Source organism: Streptomyces sp. NPDC086766 (assembly GCF_044746005.1).
Classification (GTDB): domain Bacteria; phylum Actinomycetota; class Actinomycetes; order Streptomycetales; family Streptomycetaceae; genus Streptomyces.
In genome coordinates, this window is record NZ_JBIVBI010000015.1 from 35,780 (window position 1) to 48,979 (window position 13,200).

12 protein-coding genes and 1 pseudogene are annotated in these 13,200 nt (G+C 71.2%); 6 read left to right on the forward strand and 7 right to left on the reverse strand.

Annotated elements, in window-relative coordinates:
- The first annotated feature begins 89 nt into the window (after nt 1–89).
- A complete protein-coding gene (gene ctaD / locus ACIPM1_RS25410; RefSeq protein WP_402438487.1) occupies nt 90–1,760 on the forward strand; it encodes a cytochrome c oxidase subunit I in 1,671 nt (556 codons plus the stop codon).
- Nucleotides 1,757–2,161 carry a cytochrome c oxidase subunit 4 gene (locus ACIPM1_RS25415; protein WP_402438489.1) on the forward strand — a complete coding sequence of 135 codons (405 nt, stop codon included), beginning with the start codon at nt 1,757–1,759 and terminating at the stop codon, nt 2,159–2,161. The genes ctaD and ACIPM1_RS25415 overlap by 4 nt, the downstream gene beginning before the upstream one ends.
- Here the strand turns inward: ACIPM1_RS25415 and ACIPM1_RS25420 are convergent.
- Nucleotides 2,079–3,626, reverse strand: coding sequence for a cytochrome bc complex cytochrome b subunit (locus ACIPM1_RS25420; protein WP_402438491.1), 1,548 nt, complete (start codon nt 3,624–3,626; stop codon nt 2,079–2,081). The two genes, ACIPM1_RS25415 and ACIPM1_RS25420, sit on opposite strands and share 83 nt — an antisense overlap.
- 436 nt (nt 3,627–4,062) lie before the next feature.
- Here ACIPM1_RS25420 and ACIPM1_RS25425 point away from each other — a divergent pair, with 436 nt between their 5' ends.
- Together ACIPM1_RS25425 and ACIPM1_RS25430 are read left to right on the forward strand one after the other, a co-directional pair.
- The gene (locus tag ACIPM1_RS25425; protein WP_356183513.1) at nt 4,063–4,482 is read left to right on the forward strand and encodes a YciI family protein; all 420 of its coding nucleotides are present in this window, start codon (nt 4,063–4,065) and stop codon (nt 4,480–4,482) included.
- On the forward strand, nt 4,479–5,624 hold the full coding sequence (locus ACIPM1_RS25430; protein ID WP_402438705.1) for an RNA polymerase sigma factor: 1,146 nt from the start codon (nt 4,479–4,481) through the stop codon (nt 5,622–5,624). The genes ACIPM1_RS25425 and ACIPM1_RS25430 overlap by 4 nt, the downstream gene beginning before the upstream one ends.
- A 139-nt stretch (nt 5,625–5,763) precedes the next feature.
- On the opposite strand, the pseudogene ACIPM1_RS25435 reads toward ACIPM1_RS25430, so the two are convergent.
- Nucleotides 5,764–5,919: pseudogene (locus ACIPM1_RS25435) on the reverse strand (IMP dehydrogenase); the annotation flags it as partial.
- Nucleotides 5,920–6,106: 187 nt separating this feature from the next.
- On the opposite strand from ACIPM1_RS25435, the gene ACIPM1_RS25440 reads away from it, so the two are divergent.
- Entirely contained in the window at nt 6,107–7,036 is a 930-nt protein-coding gene (locus tag ACIPM1_RS25440) for an SDR family oxidoreductase (RefSeq protein WP_402438493.1), read from the forward strand.
- Nucleotides 7,037–7,038: 2 nt separating this feature from the next.
- Here ACIPM1_RS25440 and ACIPM1_RS25445 read toward each other — a convergent pair whose 3' ends face one another.
- Complete coding sequence (locus ACIPM1_RS25445) at nt 7,039–7,506, reverse strand: MerR family transcriptional regulator (protein WP_402438495.1); 468 nt, start codon at nt 7,504–7,506, stop codon at nt 7,039–7,041.
- A 457-nt stretch (nt 7,507–7,963) separates the two neighbouring features.
- On the opposite strand from ACIPM1_RS25445, the gene ACIPM1_RS25450 reads away from it, so the two are divergent.
- Nucleotides 7,964–9,454 carry a SulP family inorganic anion transporter gene (locus tag ACIPM1_RS25450; RefSeq protein ID WP_402438707.1) on the forward strand — a complete coding sequence of 497 codons (1,491 nt, stop codon included), beginning with the start codon at nt 7,964–7,966 and terminating at the stop codon, nt 9,452–9,454.
- A 60-nt stretch (nt 9,455–9,514) separates the two neighbouring features.
- Here the strand turns inward: ACIPM1_RS25450 and ACIPM1_RS25455 are convergent, their stop codons facing one another.
- From ACIPM1_RS25455 to ACIPM1_RS25470, 4 genes are all read right to left on the reverse strand, one after another.
- Nucleotides 9,515–10,252: a VOC family protein gene (locus tag ACIPM1_RS25455; RefSeq protein ID WP_402438497.1), complete on the reverse strand. Its 738-nt coding sequence runs from the start codon at nt 10,250–10,252 to the stop codon at nt 9,515–9,517.
- 195 nt (nt 10,253–10,447) lie between these two features.
- A complete protein-coding gene (locus ACIPM1_RS25460) occupies nt 10,448–10,792 on the reverse strand; it encodes a hypothetical protein (RefSeq protein WP_402438499.1) in 345 nt (114 codons plus the stop codon).
- 57 nt (nt 10,793–10,849) lie between these two features.
- On the reverse strand, nt 10,850–12,622 hold the full coding sequence (locus ACIPM1_RS25465; RefSeq protein ID WP_402438500.1) for a DUF2207 domain-containing protein: 1,773 nt from the start codon (nt 12,620–12,622) through the stop codon (nt 10,850–10,852).
- A 192-nt stretch (nt 12,623–12,814) separates the two neighbouring features.
- Nucleotides 12,815–13,192 (reverse strand): VOC family protein, encoded by a 378-nt coding sequence (locus ACIPM1_RS25470; protein WP_402438502.1) that lies wholly within the window; start codon nt 13,190–13,192, stop codon nt 12,815–12,817.
- Between the last annotated feature and the right edge of the window lie 8 nt (nt 13,193–13,200).

A 13,200-nucleotide genomic window follows, 5' to 3' on the forward strand; every position in this document is an offset into this window, starting at 1 on the left:
CGTCCGCCGGCGGGAGCCGGCGGTTTTCCCCGGCACCGACGGGGGCACCCGCGAGGCGCTTCCCGCACTCGGCGCGGCTGAGGAGGATCATGAGCGAACTGTCGGAGCGCCTCGACGAGCCCGCGCCTCCCGTCGCTCCGACGCCGCTGGGACGCAGGCTGCTGGCCTGGTCCACCACCACCGACCACAAGGTGATCGGCCGGCTGTACATGGTGACGGCGTTCTGCTTCTTCCTGCTCGCGGGGCTGCTGGCCCTGGGCATGCGCGCCGAACTGGCCCGTCCGGGGCTGCAGTTCATGAACGCGCACACCTACAACCAGTTCGTCACCATCCACGGCACGATCATGATGCTGCTGTTCGCGACCCCGATGTTCGCCGGGTTCGCGAACGCCGTGATGCCCCTCCAGATCGGCGCCCCGGACGTGGCGTTCCCCAGGCTCAACGCTCTGTCGTACTGGATGTACCTCTTCGGCGGCCTGACGGTGGTCTCCGGCTTCCTCGTCCCGGGGGGCTCCGCCGCCTTCGGCTGGTTCGCCTACGCGCCGCTCAACAGCGCGTACTACTCCCCCGGCGCGGGCGGTGACCTGTGGGTCATGGGGCTGGTGGTCACCGGTGTGTCGACGACACTGGGCGCGGTCAACTTCATCGCGACGATCCTGTGTCTGCGCGCCCCGGGCATGACCATGTTCCGGATGCCGATGTTCACGTGGAACGTGCTGTTCACGTCCATCCTGGTGCTGCCCGCGTTCCCGGTGCTCACGGCCGCGCTCCTGGCACTGGAATGCGACCGGAAGTTCGGCTCGCACGTCTTCGACGCACACAACGGCGGCGCTCTGCTCTGGCAGCACCTGTTCTGGTTCTTCGGGCATCCCGAGGTGTACATCGTCGCGTTGCCGTTCTTCGGCATCGTCACCGAGATCCTCCCGGTGTTCTCCCGCAAGCCGCTGTTCGGCTATCTGCCGATGATCGGGGCCACGACCAGCATCACCATGCTCTCCGCGGTCGTATGGGCGCACCACATGTTCGCGACGGGGGCGGTGCTGCTTCCGTTCTTCTCCCTCATGTCGTTCCTGATCGCGGTGCCGACCGGGATCAAGTTCTTCGCGTGGATCGGGACGATGCACCGGGGTTCGCTGTCGTTCGAGACCCCGATGCTGTGGTCGATCGGCTTCCTGGTGTCGTTCCTGCTGGGCGGGCTGAGCGGGGTGCTGATCGCGTCGCCGCCGCTCGACTTCCATCTCACCGACTCGTACTTCATCGTGGCGCACCTGCACTACGTGCTGTTCGGCACCGTGGTCTTCGCCATGTTCGCCGGGTTCTACTTCTGGTGGCCCAAGTTCACCGGGAAGATGCTCGACGAGCGCCTCGGCAAGCTGCACTTCTGGCTGCTCTTCCCTGGCTTCCAGCTGACGTTCCTCGTCCAGCACTGGCTCGGCGAGGCGGGGATGCCACGCCGCTACGCCGACTACCTGCCCGCCGACGGTTTCACCTTGCTCAACACCCTCTCCTCCGCGGGCGCCTTCCTGCTCGGCGTCTCCACGCTGCCGTTCCTCTACAACGTGTGGCGTACGGCCCACAAGGGGCGGCGGGTCGAGGAGGACGACCCCTGGGGGTACGGACGCGGCCTGGAGTGGGCGACCGCCTGTCCGCCGCCGCGGCACAACTTCGTGGCGCTGCCCCGGGTGCGGTCGGAGTCCCCGGCGTTCGACCTGCACCATCCGGAGGTCGTGCAGCGGCCGGAGAAGGAGGCGCAGCGGTGAAGGTCGAGGCACTGCTCTTCGGCGGCGTGGCCGTCTTCTTCGGCGCCGCGGCCGCGCTCTACGGTGTGTGGTCGGATGCCGAGCCCGCCGGTACGGCCGCGCTGATCGTCGCGTTCGGGATGGCGGCACTGGTGTCGTTCTTCTGCGCGACCCAGTACGTGCGCCGCGGCCCCCGCCCCCAGGACCGTACAGAGGCCGAGGTGGCGGACTCCGCCGGACCGCTGGAGTTCTTCCCGGCGCACAGCCCCTGGCCGGTGGTCACCGCTCTCGGGTTCGCCCTCGCGGCGCTCGGCGTGGTGTTCGGGCTGTGGCTGTTCCTCATCGGCTTCGGCGTTCTGGCTCGTGGTGTGGCCGGGATGGTGTTCCAGTACGCGAGCCGGGGGGCCGGTCAGGAGGACTGAGCGGTGCGCGCGGGGCGCCCGGCCGGAACGACGTCACCGGCCGGTGGCCGCTCTCGTAGCCCCCGGCGAGGGTCTGCCGTACCTCGCCGGTCTCCTCGCCCTCGATCAGCCGCTGCTGTTCCGCGTGCAGCAGGGCACGGCACAGCGCGCGGGTGACGAAGAAGGCGACGACGGGCGCCACGATCAGGGAGACCCGCAGGATCCAGGTCAAGGCGTTCACCGAGATCCGGAAGGTCACGGCCACGATGTCGTTTCCGCCGGCCAGCAGCAGCACTCCGAAGAAGGTGACGCCCGCGGCGCCGAGCCCGGTCCGCACCGGCCGTTCGCGGGGGCGGTCGCAGAAGTGCTGCTCCTGCCGCCCCTCCCCGGTCCGCCGCTGCTCGGCGAAGGGGTAGGCGTACAGAACGGCGAAGAACAGCGCGGGCAGGACGACGGCGGGCAGCAGCACGTTCCACATGAGGGTGTGCCCGGCGACGTTCGTCTCCCAGGGTGGGACGAGGCGCAGCGCTCCTTCCAGGAAACCGACGTACCAGTCCGGCTGGGAGCCGGTGGAGACCTGGTCCGGCCGGTAGGGACCGTACGTCCACACCGGGTTGATCTGCACGAGCCCGGCGAGCAGCACCAGCAGGCCGAAGACGGTGAAGGACAGGCCGATCGAGGAGGCCATGAACCGCGGGTACAGGGGCTTGCCGACGACGTTGGCGTTCGTACGGCCCGGGCCGCGCCACTGGGTGTGCTTCAGATGGAAGACCAGAATCAGGTGCACGGTGACCAGGGCGATCAGCGCGCCCGGCAGCAGCAGGATGTGCAGGCCGTACAGCCGGGGCACGATGTCCTCGCCGGGAAACTGGGACCCGAACACGAACATGCTCACGTACGTCCCCAGCACCGGGATCGACAGCATGATGCCCTGGGCGATCCGCAGGCCGGTCCCGGAGAGCAGGTCGTCCGGCAGGGAGTAGCCGGCGAAGCCCTCGGCCAGGGCGAGCGCGAAGAGCGTGACGCCGATGACCCAGTTCATCTCCCGCGGCCTGCGGAAGGCGCCGGTGAAGAAGATCCGCATCAGGTGCAGGCCGATCGCCGAGACGAAGACCAGGGCGGCCCAGTGGTGGGTCTGCCGGATCAGCAGGCCGCCGCGTACGTCGAAGCTGATGCGGAGGGTCGAGTCGAAGGCGCCCGACACGAGCGTCCCGCGCAGGGGCCCGTAGGAGCCCTCGTAGACCAGTTCCCGCATCTCGGGCTTGAAGAAGAACGTCAGCCACACGCCGGTCAGCACCAGCACGATCAGGCTGTACAGGGCGATCTCGCCCAGCAGGAACGACCAGTGGTCCGGAAAGGACTTGCGCAGCAGCAGGCCCGCACCGTCGTGGACGGGCAGCCGGGCGTCGGCCGCGTCCGCGAGCCGCTCACCGGGACGGCGGCCGTCGGCCGGTCCCGTGGCCCGGGGCCGACGCGGTCCCCTCACGTCAGATCCGCGGCGTGACGGGCGCACCCCTGGGACCGCGCAGGGTGGTACGGCTCAGGACCCACGGAACGCCCTCCTCCTGACAGCGTGCTGCCGTGTTCTCCCCATGCCTTGCCCGGCAGGCACGCGGCGAGTACCCCGCCGCCGCGAAACACTCCCGCGGCAGGTCCGGGACACCCGATCGGCTGGCGCGGGGAGCACCGCTGCGGCTACGGCCTGACGCAGCGCCCCGCGTCAGCGCCCGGGGCGCGGAGGTACCCGTGCCGTTCCGCCCCCGCGCCACGCCGCGGGCCCGCCGTCACGGGACGGGCTCACCACGCCTCTCCGCGGACGTCCGGAAAAAAAATCGGGCGGCGATGTCGAGAACCCGCTTCCGGCTCCGTCCCCGGGGTGAAGGCGGCCACAATGGGTCGCACCAGCACCGAGGAGAAGCACGATGGCGAAGTACCTGCTGCTCAAGCACTACCGCGGCGCTCCGGCGGCGGTCAACGACGTGCCGATGGACCAGTGGACGCCGCAGGAGATCTCGGCGCACATGCGGTACATGAACGACTTCGCGGCGCGGCTCGAGAAGACCGGCGAGTTCGTCGACGGCCAGGCGCTCGCCCCCGAGGGGACGTTCGTCCGCTACGACGGTGAGGGGCGCCCGCCGGTCACCGACGGTCCGTTCGCCGAGACCAAGGACCTCATCGCCGGCTGGATGGTGATCGACGTCGACAGCTACGAGCGGGCCGTCGAGCTGGCCGGGGAGCTGTCGGCCGCACCGGGGGCGGGCGGCAAGCCGATCCACGAATGGCTCGAGCTGCGCCCCTTCCTCGCCGCGCCGCCCACCATCACGGAGTGCCCCCACCAGTGAACGAGGCCCTGCTGAGGAGCCTCACGCCCAGCGTGCTCGCCGTCCTCGTCCGCCGCGGAGCCGACTTCGCGGCGGCCGAGGACGCCGTGCAGGACGCGCTCGTCGAAGCGATCCGCGTCTGGCCGGCCGACCCCCCGCGGGATGCGAAGGGCTGGCTGGTCACCGTCGCCTGGCGCCGCTTCCTCGACGCGACCCGGGCGGAGGCCGCCCGCCGCCGGCGTGAGGACCTCGTCGACCAGGAGCCGGCGCCCGGGCCCGCGACCACGGTGGACGACACGCTCCAGCTCTACTTCCTGTGCGCCCACCCGTCGCTGACGCCGTCGTCCGCGGTCGCGCTGACGCTGCGCGCCGTCGGTGGGCTGACCACCCGCCAGATCGCCCAGGCCTACCTGGTGCCCGAGGCGACCATGGCGCAGCGCATCAGCCGGGCCAAGCGCACCGTCTCCAACGTTCGGTTCGACCGGCCCGGCGACGTCGCCACCGTGCTGCGCGTCCTCTACCTGGTCTTCAACGAGGGCTACTCGGGTGACGTCGACCTCGCCGCCGAGGCCATCCGTCTCACCCGGCAGCTGGCGGCCGTGATCGACCACCCCGAAGTGGCGGGGCTGCTCGCGCTCATGCTGCTCCACCACGCCCGGCGAGCGGCCCGTACCGCGCCCGACGGCAGCCTGGTACCGCTCGCCGAGCAGGACCGCGGCCGGTGGGACACGGAGTCGATCGCCGAGGGCATCGCGATCCTGCAGGCGGCCCTCGCCCGGGACCGGCTCGGCGAGTTCCAGGCCCAGGCCGCCATCGCGGCACTCCACGCCGACGCCCCCACCGCCGAGGAGACCGACTGGGTCCAGATCGTCGAGTGGTACGACGAACTCGCGGGCCTGACCGACAGCCCGGTCGTCCGGCTCAACCGGGCGGTCGCCGTCGGCGAGGCCGACGGAGCGCGTGCCGGGCTGGCGGCGCTCGCAGCGCTGGACCCCTCGCTGCCCCGCCACACCGCGGCGGCCGCCTACCTCCACGAGCGCGACGGCGACCTGGTGACGGCGGCACGACTGTACGCCGAGGCCGCCCGGAAGGCGCCCAACCTCGCCGAACGCGACCACCTGACGCGCCAGGCCGCCCGGCTCAACACCCGCGGGTGCCACTGACCGGCCACGCCCCGACGACTCCACGGCACGACACGATGCCTTGGCGTCGTGGGTGGGCACAGCGCCGGCCCTGCGTGTCCGCCCGGCCGCTCCGCTGCTCGACGGCGTGCTGGTCGCAGGAGGGGCGGGGGCCGGGTCGGGGCCGGATGAGGACCTTCAGCGCCTCGCGGTCGTTCACGGCCCGGTAGCCGTCGGCGGTGTCCTCCAGGCCGAGCGTCCGCTCGAAGACGTGGCCGGGGCGGACGGAGCCGTCGAGGATGTGCGGCACGAACTCCTCGATGTAGGCGCGGGCCGGGGGGCGCGCTCGGGCGGGCGCGGCCTCGTCCCGTCGTGAGGTGCCGGGTCCGCGAGCCCCTCGCGTTCACCTGCGGCATTCCGGCCACTCCCCCGCCGAAGCGGATCAGACAGCCCGGACATAACCTTATTTTCGGACATAACGGACCCAGGGCGTCTTCGGCGGCCGGTGAGCAGTGAGGACGGACATGCGCGACATCCACAGAACCGGCGCACGCCGCTCCGCCCCCGGCACGCCGCTGAGCGGACGGGTCGCGGTCGTCACCGGCGCCGCACGCGGAGTCGGTGAAGGCCTGGCGCGGCGCCTGTCCGACGCCGGCATGCTCGTCGCACTGCTCGGACGGGAGCAGGAGACCCTCTGCCGGGCGGCCGCCCTGCTGCCGAACCGGAGCGTCTGCATCGAGGCCGACGTCACCGACCGTCAGGCGCTGGAGAGTGCCGCCCGCCAGGTCGAGGAGGAACTGGGCCCGGCGAGCGTGGCCGTGGCCAACGCGGGCATCGCCGCCGGCGGCCCCTTCACCCACACCCCGGCCGACCTGTGGCAGCGCGTCATCGACGTCAACCTCACCGGATCCGCCAACACCGCCAGAGCCTTCCTGCCGCAACTGGCCCGCACCCGAGGCTACTTCCTCCAGATCGCCTCCACCGCCGCCTTCGGCTCCGCCCCCATGATGAGCGCCTACTGCGCCTCAAAAGCCGGCGCCGAATCCTTCGCCCAGGCGCTGCGCGGCGAGGTCGCACCCGACGGGGTCACCGTCGGCATCGCCTACCTCCACTGGACCGGCACCGACATGGTCGCCGGCATCGACGACCACCCCGTGCTCAAGGCCCTGCGCCGCAACCAGCCCCGCTTCGCACGGCGCGTCCACTCCCCCGCCCAGGTCGCCGACTGGCTCACCCAGGGCATCGCCCACCGCGCCCACCACATCTACGCACCCCCCTGGCTGCGCTGGTGCCAGCCGCTGCGGCCCCTCTTCCCCACCCTCGTCGCCCACACCGCCCGACGCGAACTGAGAACCCACGCGCGCGGGGAACTGGCAGCCGACGTCGCCGTCCTGGGCGCCGGCGGCCGCGCCGACTGGAACTCCTACCGGTCCACCACCCGCCCCGGCGGCTAGCGTCACCGCTCCAGGCGGGCACGCAAGGTGCCTTCGAAGTCCTCGGCGCGGGCGAGTTGGACGCGGAGCTGCTCCACCTGTTCGGCGGCGGCCTGCTGGTAGGTGCGCACACGCTCCAGGAGGGCCTGGCGTTCCTCGGCGCCGAGCCGGCCGTGTGCGTCGGGCAGCCGGTCGTGCGCCCCGGGCCGGCTGTGGGCGTCCGGGTGGTCGTGCCCCCCTGACCGGTCGTCCGCGTCGAGGCGGTCGGTGGCGTCGAGCAGGTCGCGCATCTGGTCCAGGGTGAAGCCGAGCGGCTTCATGCGGCGGACGACCATGAGGCGGGCGACGTCGTTCTCGGTGTAGAGGCGGAAGCCGCCCTGGGAGCGGGCGGAAGGAGTGACCAGGCCGGTCTCCTCGTAGTGGCGGATGGTGCGCAGGGACAGCTCGGTTCGTGCGGCGACCTCGCCGATCTGCATGTGCTTGCCGTCCACGCCGTTGCCCCTCCGAACCCCTTCTCCACGTCGGCGGCCTCGGCCCGGACCGGCGCCGCCGATCTCTACTCTAACGTTAGGGTAGAGTTGCCGGTGGCGAGGACGGCCTGCCGCTGCCCCGCTGTCGTCGTGTCGGGGCCGATGGCGCCCCCGGCGAAGTTCCAGATCTTGCGGGAGAGAAGCGTGCGCGAGCCCATGCCGCCCGGCGCCGCCGCCTGCCCGCCGTGACGCTTCGCCCCGGTGCGTGAGCCCGGCCGCCCCTCGCGCGGCCCCTGCTCCGTCCACGTCCTCCTTCTACGCCCGCGTCCTCCTCAGACTTCCGGTTCCGCGTCTCGCGGGGCCGACCGCGGGGTGCCGCCCCGGCCCCTCCGCGTCTCCCCCGCACGCCCCGGCCTGCCGAACGGGGTGTGCCCGAGCACGACAGGTTCCGTCTCCCTTGTCTTCCGCTGCTTCCACCGTGTCCCCGGCCGCGCGCCTGCGCGGCCTGAAGCCCCGCTGGCTGAACGATCCGAAGGTGTGGCGCACCGAGGTTCTGGCCGGCCTGGTCGTCGCCCTGGCGCTGATCCCCGAGGCGATCTCGTTCTCGATCATCGCCGGTGTCGATCCGGCCATCGGGCTGTTCGCCTCCTGCACCATGGCCGTGACCATCGCGGTCGTCGGCGGCCGGAGGGCGATGATCTCCGCCGCCACCGGCGCCGTCGCCCTGGTCATCGCTCCGCTGAACCGTGAGCACGGCCTCGGCTACCTCGTATCGGCGGTGATCCTCGCCGGTGTCTTCCAGGTCGTCCTCGGTGCGCTCGGGGTGGCGAAGCTGATGCGGTTCGTCCCGCGCTCGGTGATGGTCGGCTTCGTCAACGCGCTGGCCATCCTGATCTTCATGGCCCAGGTCCCCGAGATGCGGAACGTGCCCTGGGCCGTCTACCCGCTGATCATCGGCGGTCTGGCGCTCATGGTCTACGTCCCGAAGGTCACCAGGGTGGTCCCGGCCCCGCTGGTCTCGATCGTCATCCTGACCGTGATCACCGTGGCAGCGGGGATCGCGGTGCCGACCGTGGGCGACAAGGGCGCCCTGCCGTCCTCCCTCCCCGTGCCCGGGCTGCCCGACGTGCCGTTCACCATGGACACGCTGACGACGATCGCGCCGTACGCGTTCGCGATGGCGCTGGTCGGCCTGATGGAGTCGCTGATGACCGCCAAGCTGGTCGACGACATCACCGACACCCGCTCCTCCAAGACCCGCGAGTCCGTCGGCCAGGGCATCGCCAACATCGTCACCGGCTTCTTCGGCGGCATGGGCGGCTGCGCGATGATCGGCCAGACGATGATCAACGTGAAGGTCTCCGGCGCCCGCACCCGGCTGTCCACGTTCCTCGCGGGCGCGTTCCTGATGGTGCTGTGCATCGTCTTCGGCCCGGTCGTCTCCGACATCCCCATGGCCGCCCTGGTCGCCGTCATGGTCATGGTGTCGTTCGCGACCTTCGACTGGCACTCCATCGCGCCGAAGACCCTGAAGCGGATGCCCGCCGGCGAGATCACCGTCATGCTGGTCACCGTCGCCTGCGTGGTCGCCACCCACAACCTCGCGATCGGCGTCGTCGTCGGATCGGTCGTCGCCGTGGTCATCTTCGCCAGGCGCGTCGCCCACCTCGCCGAGGTCACCGTCGTCACCGACCCCGACAACGCCACCGCCGTCTACCGGGTGACCGGCGAGCTGTTCTTCGCCTCCTCCAACGACCTGATCGGCCAGTTCAACTACGCCGGCGACCCGGACAGGATCGTCATCGACCTGAGCGCGGCCCACATCTGGGACGCCTCCTCGGTGGCCGCCCTCGACGCGATCGAGACCAAGTACGCCCAGCGCGGCAAGACCGTCGAGATCACCGGCCTCAACGACCCCAGCGCGCGGCTCCACGGCAAACTCAGCGGCGAACTGGCGGCGAGCCACTGACCAGCCGCCGGCCGACCACGCAGCAGGCCCCCGGCCCGTGACCGGGGGCCTGCTGCCGCGCTACGCGGGCCTCAGCAGACAGAACTCGTTGCCGTCGGGATCGGCCATCGCCACCCGGTCGGCCGTGTCCTGGCCGGTGTCCTCTTGGTCGGTGTCGATCCGGGTCGCTCCGAGGGAGAGCAGGCGCTCGATCTCTGCCCGCCGTTCAGCGAGAGTGGGCGGAACGAGATCGAAGTGCAGCCGGTTCCTGCCCGTCTTCGGCGCCACCGGCGGACCACCCCATGTGATCTTCGGACCGCCGTGCGGCGAGCGGATCGCGGTCTCCTGGTCCTGATCCCAGACCAGGGGCCACCCCAGCGCTTTGCTCCAGAAGTACCCGACCTCCTGCGAACCGTCGCAGGCCAGTGCTCCGATGAAGCCGCAGTCGGCAAGGAAGTCGTTGCCCGGCTCGATGACGCAGAACTCGTTGCCCTCCGGGTCGGCGAGCACCACGTGCCCCTCTTCGGGGCGTTGGCCGATGTCGATGTGCCGTGCGCCGAGCCGCAGCGCCCTGGCCACCGTCTGCTGCTGGTCCTCCAGGGACGTACTCGTCAGATCGAAGTGCATCCGGTTCGGGCCGGCCTTCGGTTCCCGGGTCGGAGAGAAACGGATGCGAAAGCCGGTGTCGTCGCTGGGCAGGAGCATGACGCCGTCGTGCGGATCGTCGACCGTCTCCCACCCCAGCACCCCGGACCAGAACTGCGCGAGCCCCAGCGGTCGACTCGCGTCGAAGCACAGCGCGAAAAGTCGTGAAGGCATGTCCTGTGCATCTCCGATCAGCTGACTGATCACTGCCACAGGGCGCGCGCCGGCCCCGCGAAGGGAGAGCCTACGAGCGCGCCGGTGTCACCCGCAGCCGAGTTTTTGGTCGGCAGCCGCAGAGACCGGCGAGGCGCGGGGCAATGCGCATCCCTTCGCGTCCTCCGACGCGAAATCGCGAGATCCTCTGGTGTCTCAGTCGACCAGGAAGGACAGCACCTCGCCGAAGGTGGGGGCCGAGCCGGGTTCGAGGCGCTTGACGTCGCCCCGGAAGGACCGCACCTCCATCCAACTCTGCGGAGACGCCTGCGGCAGCGCCTTCATGAGCACCTCGAGGTCGGCGGACCGAAAGACCTTGAACGTCCGCGTGGGCGAGTAGAACGACGGCTGGACGTCGAAGCGCAGGTCCACCACGGGATGCGGCGCCCGACGCCAGTCGCTGTGGGGCAGAGCGGCGTGACCGCGGATTCGGGCGTCGACCAGCACCTCCGCGTCCTCGTCGCCGATCTCGCAGTCGAAGATGGGGAAGGCTGTTGCCACGCGAGCGGCGATGGCCGGGTAAGGCGGCCGATCGCTCATCGGGCCGCGGCCCGGCGCTCACCAGGAGCCGCCGCCACCGCCTCCCGCGCCGCCGCCGACCCCACCGCCACCGGAGTTGCCGCCGTCGGAACCGCCACCGCCGGAGGAGGGGGATGTCGCGGACGCCGCCGCCGAACTGACCAGGGCGACGGCTACGGCCGGGCCGAAGAGGGACATGCGTTGCGCGCGGTGGGCGGAGCGGCCGGCGGGCGGGGCGGCCGTCGAGTCGGTCATCGCCTGCGACCAGCGGTCGTTCACGCCGAGGGCCACCGCCCAGGCCGTGTACAGGTCCAGCCTTCCGCCATCGGCGGCCTCGTCCACCTGACGGGGAGCGGAGTCGAGCAGGTAGCGGCGGAACGCCTCCACCCGGGTCCACAGGGCCGTACCGCGAGGGGAGCGGATCTCCAGCTCCCAGCCGCGGATCGCGCCTGCCAGGCCGCCACCCGCAGCGACCGCGCCGGGCACCAGGGTCACCCACCACGCAGGGCCGACCTCGTTGTCGCTCAGTACGGCGCCGACGACGACGGCGATCACACCCGCCAGCGCGGCGACCAACCCGCCCGCTTGCGCCCGGAAGCAGCGCTCGGTGCCGGCCGGATCCCACAACCCGGAGTCGCGCCGCCAGATCTCCAGGTGACCCTGAAGAGTGTTCCAGCCCTTCTGGAACCACGGGTCGTACAAGCCCAGGGTCACGCGGTCGCGGCCGGGGAACACGTGGTCGAGCACGTCCTTGACCGTGGGGTCGACTTCCCCGCCGTCGGCGGGTGTACGACGGGTCAGCGTCGGGTGGTGCTGATTGTCGTCGATGTCCAGGTGGCCGTCGAGGGCGGTGGTCATCAGCCAGGCCACCTGGTGCTGGGGAAGGACGGATTCGGCGAGCAGGATGCCGCCCTGCGCCGGGGTGAGTTCGGCCGGAGGGGCCGAGACCGGCGTCAGGGACCGCCCGAGTTTCCCGACGTCGACGCGCTTGCCCCTGCCGTCCCCGTCGTCGGCCGTGACCCGCTCGCGCCCCATGAAGCGCAACACCAGCCCTGTCACCAGCGCGGCGAGCAGTGCGATTCCGGCGGCCAGGAGGCCGGGCACCAGCGTGCCGACGCCCACGTCGCTGCCGGTCGCCGGGCCCGAGGGCGGTACGGGCGTGGCCGCCTTGTCGGTGAGCGTGCCGCCGGTGCGGGTCGCGTACAGGGTGGCGCCCCTGCCCGCGTCGAGCTTGCCGAGGTCGACGACGAGGTGACCCGGCTCGGGGCGCGTGAGCGCGCAGCGCTGATGGGAACCCTTGGTGCCCTGGACACAGCGCGCGCGGGCGAGGTCGTACGGCGTCACCACGTGGACCTGGACGTTGTCGACATCGACGTTCCAGCCCGTGCCGATCGCGTCCCAGGCGAGCCTGCCCCCGCGGGCGACGTTCTGGAGTGTGTACTGGACGCGGTAGCGGTGGACCCCGGTGACCGTGTCGTGGGGGTCGCCCACGCGCAGGCTCAGGATGTCCTCGGTCCACAGGTCGCGGTTGTCGGGGATGGTGACCTCGTAGGGCACCGTGCCGCCGTCCATGGTGACGCGGGGCTTGGATTCGTCCTCGTAGCCGAGTCCGGGGATGTCACGGTAGATGCCGTGCCGTGGGTCGATGCCGACGCCGAAGTCGTAGTCGATCACCTCGGTGATACGGGCGCTGCCGTCCTTGCTGATCACGGCGCTGACCCACATACCGGTGACCCGCTCGGTGTTCCCGGCCACCGCGCCCAGCGTCGCGACCAGGCCCACCAGCGCGGCGGAGACGACCAGCCACACCATGCCGGCGCGTCTGCGCCGCCGTACAGAAACCTTCGATGTGCCGCTCACAGCCCCCACCCGCTCTGGACACCACTACCGCGTGATCGCGATGAGGTCATCCCTCGCCGCCTCGGCATCGTCGCGGTCCTCGGCGTCGCAGATGTCCGAATGCCTTCTTCGCGCCCGGCTGCGCGGACTTCGCACGGCGTCGCGTCACGTGTTCGCCCGCTCCGCCGCGCTGCGTTCCACGCAGAACTCGTTGCCCTCGGGGTCGTGCAGCGTGACCCATCCGGTGCCGTCAGGCCTTCGGTGGTCCTCCTGGAGCGTGGCGCCGAGCGCCAGCAGGCGCTCGACCTCCTCGTCCCGGGTGCGGTCCTGCGGCTGGAGATCGACATGTACGCGGTTCTTCACCGTCTTGCGGTCGGGCACCCTCACGAACAGCAAGACGGCCTTAGCCGACGTGACCATGGCTTCCGGATCCCCCGGAAAGTCGTCGTCGGCGAGCGAGCCGTCCAGTACCTGGGCCCAAAAGCCCGCCAGCGCATAGGGATTGACGGAGTCGATGGTGAGATGACGGATCAAGGAGGTCATGCGCGGAA